The sequence below is a fragment of the Jatrophihabitans sp. genome, assembly GCF_036000465.1.
Taxonomy (GTDB): domain Bacteria; phylum Actinomycetota; class Actinomycetes; order Mycobacteriales; family Jatrophihabitantaceae; genus Jatrophihabitans.
Window position 1 is genome coordinate 35,605 of the sequence record NZ_DASYFV010000025.1, and the last position, 9,868, is coordinate 45,472.

Here is a 9,868-nt window from a genome sequence, read left to right on the forward strand (position 1 = left end):
GCCTCGCTCATCACGCGTCCTCGGCCAGGATGCGCGGGACCCGGAACTTGTCGTCCTCGACCACCGGGGCCCCGGCCAGCACGGAATCACGCGGCAGCGACGGGGTCACCTCGTCGGCGCGGTAGACGTTGGTCATCGGCACGGCGTGGCTCATCGGCGGGATGTCGGCGGCCGCGACCTCGCCGACGCGGGCGACCGCGCCGAGGATGACGTCCAGCTGGCCGGCGAACACGTCGAGCTCGTCGTCGGTGACGGCGAGCCGGGCCAGGCGGGCGAGGTGGGCTACGTCGGCGCGGGTGATGTGGCTGCCGTCGAGGGATGCATCGGACACGACCCCGGAGTCTACGGACGTCGCTCCCGGCGGCGCACCGCACTTCCGCGACGGGTGCGTGTAACGGCCCTGACACGTCGATGAGGCAGGCTGTCCGGGTGTCCTACCTGTTGCGTCTCACGCTGCCCGACCGTCCGGGCGCGCTCGGTGCGGTCGCCAGCGCCCTCGGCACGGTGGGCGCCGACATCCTCAGCGTGGACGTGATCGAGCGCTCCCCCGGCAGCGCGATCGACGACTTCGTGGTCGAACTGCCGCCGGACAAGCTGGCCGACTCGCTGGTGTCGGCCGCCGCGACCGTGGAAGGCGTACAGGTCGAGTCGATCCGTCCCTACGCCGGCCAGATCGACCCGCACCGCGAGCTCGAGCTGCTCGAGCGTCTCGGCCGCAATCCCGAGGCCTCGCTGTCGTTGCTGGCCGACGGTGTCGCGCGCGTGTTCCGGGCCGGTTGGGCCCTCGTGCTCGCGGCCCCGATCGGCGGTCAGGGCGAGGTGCTGGCCGCGGGCGGCGCGGCGCCGGAGGTCGCGTCGCTGCCCGTGCCGTGGTGGCCGCCGGCCCCGAGCCGCTGCCTCGAGCCCGACGACGACTGGGCACCGTCCGACTGGGGTCGCCTCGGCACCGAGCTCGCGGTCACTGCCCTGGGCGACGCCGCGCTGCTGATCGGCCGGCCCGCTCTGCGCTGGGCGCCGTCGGAACTGGTGCGCCTGCAGCACCTGGCCGCGATCGCGGCTACGGTCGCCGCGGCGCACGTCGAAGCGGCGTCCTAGAGTGCGCGGCATGACCTCCTGGACCGCTGCCGAGATCCCCGACCAGACCGGGCGCACGATTGTCGTCACCGGCGCGAACAGCGGCCTGGGGGCCGCCACTGCGCGGGCGCTGGCGGCGCGGGGCGCGACCGTCGTGCTGGCCTGCCGCAACACCGAGAAGGGCACGGCCGCGGCGGCGACGATGAGCGGTGACGTCACGGTCTCCGCGCTCGACCTCGCCGATCTCGCGTCGGTACGGGCCTTCGCCGAGGCCACCGGGCCGATCGACGTGCTCGTCAACAACGCCGGCGTCATGGCCATCCCCCAGCAGCGCACCGCCGACGGCTTCGAGATGCAGCTCGGCACGAACTTCCTGGGTCACTTCGCGCTGACCGGGCTGCTGCTGCCGCGTATCGGCGACCGGGTCGTCACGCTGTCGAGCGGCATGCACCGGGCCGGGCGCATAGCCCTGGACGACCTGAACTGGGAGCGGCGCCGTTACCGGCGCTGGGGCGCCTACGGCCAGTCGAAGCTGGCCGACCTGATGTTCGCCTACGAGCTGCACCGCCGCCTGACGGCCGCCGGATCGTCGGTGCGTTCGCTCGCGGCGCACCCGGGCTACGCCGCCACCGAACTGCAGTCGCACACCGAATCGGTGCAGGACCGGCTGATGGCAGTGGCGAACCGGGTCATCGCGCAGGACGCCGAGCACGGGGCCCTGCCGACGTTGTACGCCGCGACGATGCCCGGGGTGCTGGGCGGGGCGTTCTACGGGCCGGACGGGATCGGCGAGTTGCGCGGGTTCCCGCGGGTGGTCGGTTCGTCCCGCGCGTCGAAGGACATCATCGTGGCGGCGAAGCTGTGGGACGAGGCGGCCGGGCTGACCGGCGTCACCTTCCCCTGAACCGCACTGCGGCCGGGCGCGTAACGGCGCCCGCCCGACCGGAAGGCCGGGGTGACCGCCGGCGACTCCGACCGACCGGCGCGACGGCGCTCGACGGCCGCGCGGGCGCGCGCGAGCAGGGTGTCGACCCACCGCTCGGCCGTCGGCATGATCCACGGCAGGGTCAGCAGCACGAGTCCGCCGGCGATCCAGCCGCCGACCACGTCGCTGAACCAGTGGGTGTCGAGATACACGGTGCCCGCGCCGATCGTGACCGACAGGAACACCGCGGCCACGATGACGGCGCGCCGATGGCTGACCACGATCATCGCCATCAGGCCGTAGAGCACGACCGCGTTCGACACGTGCCCGGACGGGAAGATGTTGCCGCCGACGAACACGTCGTGGGCCTGGTGGGTGCGCAGCGGGCCGAGCCGGCCGATGGCCAGCTTCACCACCCCCACGCTGAGGTTCAGCACCAGCAGGGCGGCGCCGAGCATCACCAGCGGGCGCAGGCTACGGCGACGCCACGCCATCCAGGCGAACCAGGGCAGGAAGAAGAGGGTGGCCGGACCGCGCTGCCCGAGGACGACGTAGAAGGAAATCCACTTCTTCCACTCGGGGTAGTGGTGGCGCAGGTCGAGCTTGAGCAGATCGGTGTCGATGGTCAGGACCGGCGAGCGGAAGATGACGCCCAGGCTCAGCAGCAGGTACAGCACCAGCAGGACGCCGGTGACGACGACCTGCCAGGAGGTCCAGTGCGGCCTCTTGGTCGTCGGCGCGTGTGCCTCGACAGCAGTTCCCACGATCTCTTTCTTTCCACAACTACCTGTGAACTACCTCTTTGAGACCCTTGATACCCCAGTTCCTGTGCGGGAGAACACTCGGATCAAGCTGCCGCACAGGTGTCAGGCGGGCTCGGTCGCGTCGACGGGAGGCGGACCGTCGGAGAGCAGGCGACGGAAGCCGTCCTCGTCGAGAACGGGCACGCCGAGCTGCTCGGCCTTCTCGGCCTTGGTGCCGGCGTTCTCGCCGACGACCACGAAGTCGGTCTTCTTCGACACCGAGCCGGCCGCCTTGCCGCCGCGGGCGACGATGGCCTCCTTGGCCCCGTCGCGGGAGAAGCCGGCGAGCGAGCCGGTGACGACGACGGTCAGCCCGGTGAGGGTCTTCGGGACCGACTCGTCGACGTCGTCGGCGGTGCGGACACCGGCGGCGGCCCACTTGTCGGCGATGGCGACGTGCCAGTCGACGGTGAACCACTCGAGCACGGCCTCGGCGATGACGCCGCCGACCCCTTCGGCATCGGCGAGCTGCTCGGCGGTGGCGGCCCGGATGGCGTCGAGGTCACCGAAATGCGTGGCCAGCGCCCGGGCCGCGGTCGGGCCGACGTGGCGGATGGACAGGGCGACGAGGACGCGCCACAGCGGCCGGGTCTTCGCCTGGGCGAGGTTCGCGATGAGCTTCTCGCCGTTGGCCGAGAGCACCCGGCCGTCGCGCACGAGTTCGGCCGCATCGGTCTTCTTGGCCGCGCGCGTGTACTGCGGCACGCGGGCCAGCAGGTCGCGGGCCGCGGTGTCGTCGCCGTCGGCATCCGGGGCCAGCGTGAAGAGGTCACCCTCGTCGGTGATGACACCGGCGTCGAGCAGCGCGACCGCACCCTCGTAGCCGAGCGCCTCGATGTCGAGGGCCGAGCGGGAGGCGAGGCTGAACAGCCGCTCGCGCAGCTGGGCCGGGCAGGTACGCGAGTTCGGGCAGCGGTAGTCCTTGTCGCCCTCCTTCTCCGGTTTCAGCTCGGTGCCGCAGGCCGGGCAGTGCGTCGGCATCACCCACGGTGTCGCGTCGTCAGGCCGCAGCGCGGTGACCGGGGCGACGATCTCGGGGATGACGTCGCCGGCCTTGCGCAGCACCACGGTGTCGCCGACCCGGACGTCCTTGCGGGCGACCTCCCACTGGTTGTGCAGGGTGGCGTTGACGACGGTGGAGCCCGCGACCCTGACCGGTTCCATGATCCCGAACGGGGTGGCCCGGCCGGTGCGGCCGATGTTCACCTCGATGCCGATCAGCTTGGTGTTGACCTCTTCCGGCGGGTACTTGTAGGCGATCGCCCACCGGGGCGCGCGGCTGGTGGAGCCGAGCCGGCGCTGCAGCGACAGGTCGTCGACCTTCACCACGACGCCGTCGATCTCGTGCTCGACGGCATGGCGGTGCTCGCCGTAGTGAACGATGAACTGCTGCACCGCGGCGAGGTCGGGCACGACCGATGCCCGCTCGGACGTCGGCAGTCCCCACCCGGCGAGGTGGGCGTACCAGTCGGACTGTGACGAGACCTCCGGCCCACCTTCGACCCGCCCGACGCCGTGCACGACCATCGCCAGGTTGCGGCTCGCGGTGACGCGGGCGTCCTTCTGGCGCAGCGACCCGGCCGCGGTGTTGCGCGGGTTGGCGAACGGGGTCTTGCCCGCCTCGACGAGGGAGGCGTTGAGCTCCTCGAAGCGCGCGACCGGGAAGAACACCTCGCCGCGCACCTCGAGCGTCGTCGGGAGGTCGTCGCCCACGAGCTGGTCCGGGACGTTGGTGATCGTGCGCACGTTCGGGGTGACGTCCTCGCCGGTGCGGCCGTCGCCGCGGGTGGCGCCCCGGGTGAGCCGGCCGTTCTCGTACAGCAGATTGACGGCCAGGCCGTCGACCTTGAGCTCGCAGAGGTAGGCCGGCGACTCCCCCGCGTCACGCTCGACCCGGGCCACCCAGGCCGCCATGTCCTCGGCGCTGAAGGCGTTGTCGAGGCTGAGCATGCGCTCGAGGTGGTCGACCGCGGTGAACAGCGTCGAGTAGGTGCCCGCCACCCGCTGGGTGGGCGACTGCGGGGTGCGCAGGTCGGGGAACTCGTCCTCGAGTTCGCGCAGCCGCTTGAGCACCGAGTCGTACTCGGCGTCACTGACCGTCGGGTCGTCGAGGATGTAGTAGCGGTACGACGCGTCGTCGGCCTGTTGCGACAGCCGTGCGTGTTCGTCCCGGGCGCCTGCGGGCGTCTCGCTCACCTCGGTCACGGGATCAACCTATCGAGCGGGTCGGACAACGCGAGCGGCGTCAGTCGTCGCCGTCGGCGAGCCAGCGGCCGCAGTCGCGCAGCACGGCCAGCGTGCGGCGCACCCGCGCGGGTGACGCCCCGGCGAGCCCGCACGCCGGGGTCGGCACGACGCTCGACGCGAGCTGTTCGGCCGGGAAGCCCAGCTCGCTCCACAGCCCGCGGATGCGCTGCCGGGCCCGGCCGAGATCGGGCTCGGGGCCACTGGTCGGCACGACGCCGAGCCAGAGCGACAGGCCGGCGTCGATCGCCGTCCCCAGATCGTCGTAGTGGCGCGGTCCGAGCAGCGCGGCGTCCAGGGCCAGGGCATCGGCCCCGCACCCGCGCAGCAGGCCGAGGGGGGCGTCCGGGGCACAGCAGTGCACGACCCGGGCGCCCGCGGGAGCGACCGACAGCACGTCCCCGAGGGCCTGCTCGACGAGGTTGGCCTCGACCGCTCGCACGGTGCCGTAGCCCGAGGGCGTCGGCACCCGGCCGCCGAGCACCGCGGGCAGCGACGGCTCGTCCAGTTGGAGCAGCGGGGTCGCGCCCGGCACGCGGGCGGCGACATCGGCGAGATGGATGCGCGCACCCTCGGCCAGCGAGGAGACGAGATCGCGCACGGCGCCGTGGTCGGAGACGAGCTTGTGGCCGGAGGCGAGTTCGAGCGAGGCGGCGAGGGTCCACGGACCGGTCAGCTGCAGCTTCAACGGGCCGACGTACCCGACGGCCTGCTCCTCGAGGGCGTCGAGGTCGCGGGCGAGGTGGTCGCGGGCGCGCCGCAGGTCCCGGCCGGTGTGCGCGGCCATCCGCCAGCCGGTCGGCACGATCTCGACCGGAAGCTCGACGAGCAGCGCCGCGCCGCGGCCGACCATCGCCGCGCCCGGGCCGCGGTCGGGCAGCTCGGGCAGGTGCGGCAGATCAGGCAGCTCGCCGAAGACGAGGGCGGCGGCATCGACCGGGTCGGTGCCGGGCAGCGACCCGATCCCGGTGGCCGCGCCCCTCGCCCAGATCGCGCTCACGTCGTGACGTCGGCGGTGCGGCGTGCGCGGGTGATCGTCGCGGACCCGAGCACCCTGTCGTCCGCGTACATCACGAGCGCCTGGCCGGCGGCGACGCCGACCTGGGGCTCGACGAGTTCGGCCGTCACCTCTCGGCCGTCGACCCGGACCGTGGCGCGGCTCGTCATGCCGTGCGCGCGCAGCTGGACGGCGCAGTCGAACGGCTGCGCCGGCGCGGCGCCGGACGTCCACACCACCGACCCGGCCTCGATGACGTCGGCCTCGAGCATGGCCCGCGAGCCGACCACGACGGTGTTGTCGACCGGACGGATGGAGAGCACGTAGCGCGGGTCTCCCGCCGGCGTAGGGCGCTGCAGGTTCAGGCCGCGGCGCTGCCCGACGGTGAAGCCGAACGAGCCGCCGTGCGTGCCGACGACCTCGCCGCTCTCGGCGTCGACGATCGGGCCGTCCTGCGCGCCGAGCCGCTTCGCCAGGAAGCCACGGGTGTCGCCGTCGGCGATGAAGCAGATGTCGTGCGAGTCGGGCTTGTCGGCGACGGCGAGACCGCGGGCCGCGGCCTCCTCGCGCACCTGCGTCTTCGTCGAGTCCCCCAGGGGGAACATCGCGTGCGCGAGCTGCCGCTCGGTGCACACGGCGAGGACGTAGGACTGGTCCTTCGCGGCGTCGGCCGAGCGGGAGAGCACGCCGTCGACGAGGCGCGCGTGGTGACCGGTGACGACCGCGTCGAAGCCGAGCGCCAGCGCCTTGTCGAGCACGGCCGCGAACTTGATCTTCTCGTTGCAGCGCAGGCAGGGGTTGGGGGTGCGGCCGGCGGCGTACTCGCTGACGAAGTCGTCGATGACGTCGGCGCGGAACCGCTCGGCGAGATCCCAGATGTAGAAGGGGATACCGAGCACGTCGGCGGCCCGCCGGGCATCGTTCGCGTCCTCGGCGGTGCAGCAGCCGCGGGCGCCGTGGCGCAGGGTCGCGGGCGCGGCCGACAGCGCGAGGTGCACGCCGGTGACGTCGTGGCCGGCCTCCACGGCGCGGGCGGCGGCGACGGCCGAGTCGACCCCACCGCTCATCGCGGCGAGGACCTTCATGACACGACCGAGGTCAGCCCGGCGCGGCGGGCCCGCTCGACCGCCGGCACGATCGCGGCGACGGCGGCCTCGACGTCGGCCGTGGTGGAGTCGTGCCCGAGCGAGAAGCGCAGCGAGCCGCGGGCCTCGGCCGGGCTCGCGCCCAGCGCGATCAGCACGTGCGACGGTTGCGCCACGCCGGCCGAGCACGCCGAGCCGGTCGAGCACTCGATGCCCTTGGCGTCGAGCAGCATCAGCAGGGCGTCGCCCTCGCAGCCCGGGAAGGTGAGGTTGGCGATGCCGGGCAGGCGCCGGGTCGGGTGCCCGTGCAGCCGGGCGTCGGGGACGGCGGCCAGCACCCCGGCCACGAGTTCATCGCGCAGGGCGGCGATGCGGACGGCGGCGACCTCACGACGCTGCACCGCGAGCGACGCCGCAGTGGCCAGGCCGACCGCGCCGGGGACGTCGAGGGTGCCCGAACGGACCTCGCGCTCCTGACCGCCGCCGTGCTGCAGCGGCACGCAGCCGACCTCGCGGCGCAGCAGCAGGGCGCCGGCCGCGGGCGGCCCGCCGAGCTTGTGGCCGGTCATCGTCAGGGCGTCGACCCCGCACGCCGCGAAGTCGACCGGCACGGCACCGACGGCCTGCACCGCGTCGGTGTGCATCGGGATGTCGTACTCGTGCGCGACCGCGGCCAACTCGGCGATCGGGTTGACCGTGCCCACCTCGTTGTTGGCCCACATGACGCTCACGAGAGCCACCGAGTCGGGATCGGCGGCGATGGCGGCCCGCAGGTCGAACGCCGCCACCATTCCGGTGCGATCGACCGGCAGCAGCGTGAGGGCAGCGCCCTCGTGATCGGCCAGCCACTCGGCGGCGTCCATGACGGCGTGGTGCTCGACCGCGCTGACGATCACCCGCCGTCGGCGCGGATCGCTGCCCCGCCGGGACCAGAAGATGCCCTTCACCGCGAGGTTGTCCGACTCGGTGCCACCGGCGGTGAGGATCACCTCGGACGGACGCGCGCCGAGCGCGGCGGCCAGCAGTTCGCGGGACTCCTCGATGCGGCGACGGGCTACGCGACCCGCACCGTGCAGGGACGAGGGGTTGCCCACCTGACCCAGTGCTTCGGTGACGGCCGAGATCGCCTCGGGAAGCATGGGTGTCGTCGCGGCGTGGTCCAGGTAGGGCATCGCTGCCGAGTTTACGGCGGCGTCCGCGACCTGCGGCGCCGAACCGTCCGGGCCCCTCTCAGCGAGCGGGTTCGGGCACGGCCACGAGGGCCGGTTCGGGCGCCGGACGGGCGCGGCCGGCGACGCTCAGGCCGACGGCCGCCACCGCGCACATGAGCAGGTCGAGGGTGACGAACGCCGCGGTGTAGCCGATCGCGCCCCGAACCGCGGCCGCGACCAGCACGCCGGCGATGACCGTGGTGAAGGCGCTGGTCGTCGCGTCGGACAGTTGCAGGGCGGCGGAGTCGCGGCCGCGCGTCGCCTCGGTGGTGTAACGCAGCACCAGCACGCCGACCGAGGACATCGTCAGCCCGGCGCCGAGCCCGGCCACGAGCCACGACGGGTAGCCGAGCCAGCCGGGCGCGGCCGGCCAGGCCGTGACCGCCATGCCGACCGCGCCGAGCATCATGCAGGTGAACCCGGCCCGGATCAGGCCGATGCGCCGGTCCGGCCCGTCGTCACCGACGTCGCGGCCCTGCCACCACGACCCGACCGCCCAGCTCACGCCGGACGCGGCGAGCGGCAGCCCCGCCGCGGTCGGGCTGAAGCCGTGCTGCACGGTCAGCGACAGCGGCACCATGCACTCGACCCCGAAGAAGGCTCCGGCCAGCAGCCCGCGCAGGGCGATCGGCGCGGCGACCCCGGGCCGCACCGTGGCCGTCCCCGGCGGCAGCAGCCGGCGCAGGCCCCACACCACCGCGGAGATGCCGGCGACCGATGCGACGAGGACGAGGACCGACGGGTGCTGGCCGGCCTGCGCGAGCACGGCGATGCCGCCCGCCACGACGACGGCGGGCAGCAGGCGCCGGCCGCCGGGCTCGGGTGCGCCCGGTTCGGGCGAGCGCAGCGTGCGCAGGGCCGGCACCATCAGCCCGCCGCCGATCACCATGAACGGCACGAGCCCGAGGAAGACCCAGCGCCAGCTGGCGTGCTGTGCGAGCAGCCCGGACACGACCGGCCCGACGAGCGAGGGCACCACCCAGGCCGAGGAGATGGCGGCGAACAGCGGCGGCCGCAGCCGGTCGGAGTATGCCTCCCCCATCACCACGTAGATGGCGGTGATCATCAGCCCGCCGCCGAGCCCCTGCACGCAGCGCCCGGCCACGAGCTGGGCCATGGTGGTGGCGGTGCCGGCGAGCACCAACCCGATCAGGAACGCGCCGAGCCCGGCCACGAGCGGCAGCCGCGGTCCGCGGGCGTCGCTGAGCTGGCCCGAGGCCACCATGCCGATGACGTTGGCGACGAGGAAGCCGGTGAAGGCCCAGCCGTAGCTGCCGAGCCCGTGCACCTCGCGCGCGGCCGTCGGCAGCGCGGCCGACACCGCCATCGCCTCGAACGCGATCAGCGTGATGAGGATGAGCAGGCCGATCGTGGTGGCCCGGACGGCCGGCGCGAAGATGGTATTCGGCTCGTCGTCCGGCTGCGTCACCCGTCCAGCATGCAACCTGAACCGCGCTTCACGTCAAACCGGCCCACCCACAGGCTTGCCCCTCCCCTGCGGTTGAGTGGCGAGTTCCTACGTTGAGTGG

Annotated in this window: 8 protein-coding genes and 1 pseudogene; 2 read left to right on the plus strand and 7 right to left on the minus strand. The window is 73.4% G+C overall.

The window, feature by feature from the left end:
- Window positions 1–10: 10 nt before the first annotated feature.
- Entirely contained in the window at window positions 11–331 is a 321-nt protein-coding gene (gene gatC, locus VGN18_RS09140; RefSeq protein ID WP_349259865.1) for an Asp-tRNA(Asn)/Glu-tRNA(Gln) amidotransferase subunit GatC, read from the minus strand.
- A 98-nt stretch (window positions 332–429) separates the two neighbouring features.
- On the opposite strand from gatC, the gene VGN18_RS09145 reads away from it, so the two are divergent.
- Both VGN18_RS09145 and VGN18_RS09150 read left to right on the plus strand, forming a co-directional pair.
- Window positions 430–1,095 (plus strand): ACT domain-containing protein, encoded by a 666-nt coding sequence (locus VGN18_RS09145; protein ID WP_327539365.1) that lies wholly within the window; start codon window positions 430–432, stop codon window positions 1,093–1,095.
- A gap of 10 nt (window positions 1,096–1,105) precedes the next feature.
- Window positions 1,106–1,978 carry an oxidoreductase gene (locus VGN18_RS09150; protein ID WP_327539366.1) on the plus strand — a complete coding sequence of 291 codons (873 nt, stop codon included), beginning with the start codon at window positions 1,106–1,108 and terminating at the stop codon, window positions 1,976–1,978.
- Between the two features lie 149 nt (window positions 1,979–2,127).
- Here VGN18_RS09150 and VGN18_RS09155 read toward each other — a convergent pair.
- From VGN18_RS09155 to VGN18_RS09180, 6 genes and pseudogenes are all read right to left on the minus strand, one after another.
- Window positions 2,128–2,493: pseudogene (locus VGN18_RS09155) on the minus strand (phosphatase PAP2 family protein); the annotation flags it as partial.
- 372 nt (window positions 2,494–2,865) lie between these two features.
- Window positions 2,866–5,007, minus strand: coding sequence for an NAD-dependent DNA ligase LigA (ligA, locus tag VGN18_RS09160; RefSeq protein ID WP_327539367.1), 2,142 nt, complete (start codon window positions 5,005–5,007; stop codon window positions 2,866–2,868).
- Between the two features lie 40 nt (window positions 5,008–5,047).
- Window positions 5,048–6,046 carry a methionine synthase gene (locus VGN18_RS09165; protein WP_327539368.1) on the minus strand — a complete coding sequence of 333 codons (999 nt, stop codon included), beginning with the start codon at window positions 6,044–6,046 and terminating at the stop codon, window positions 5,048–5,050.
- Window positions 6,043–7,128 carry a tRNA 2-thiouridine(34) synthase MnmA gene (mnmA, locus tag VGN18_RS09170; protein ID WP_327539369.1) on the minus strand — a complete coding sequence of 362 codons (1,086 nt, stop codon included), beginning with the start codon at window positions 7,126–7,128 and terminating at the stop codon, window positions 6,043–6,045. Before mnmA ends, VGN18_RS09165 begins: the two co-directional genes overlap by 4 nt.
- Window positions 7,125–8,300, minus strand: coding sequence for a cysteine desulfurase family protein (locus VGN18_RS09175; protein WP_327539370.1), 1,176 nt, complete (start codon window positions 8,298–8,300; stop codon window positions 7,125–7,127). Before VGN18_RS09175 ends, mnmA begins: the two co-directional genes overlap by 4 nt.
- Window positions 8,301–8,358: 58 nt before the next feature.
- Window positions 8,359–9,768, minus strand: coding sequence for an MFS transporter (locus tag VGN18_RS09180; protein WP_327539371.1), 1,410 nt, complete (start codon window positions 9,766–9,768; stop codon window positions 8,359–8,361).
- Window positions 9,769–9,868 lie beyond the last annotated feature (100 nt).

What these genes read in the sequence shown, in the direction of transcription:
- VGN18_RS09150 (WP_327539366.1), top strand. Translation starts at nt 1,106, where the DNA reads ATGACCTCCTGGACCGCTGCCGAGATCCCCGACCAGACCGGGCGCACG.
- mnmA (WP_327539369.1), bottom strand. Translation starts at nt 7,128, where the DNA reads ATGAAGGTCCTCGCCGCGATGAGCGGTGGGGTCGACTCGGCCGTCGCC.
- VGN18_RS09175 (WP_327539370.1), bottom strand. Translation starts at nt 8,300, where the DNA reads ATGCCCTACCTGGACCACGCCGCGACGACACCCATGCTTCCCGAGGCG.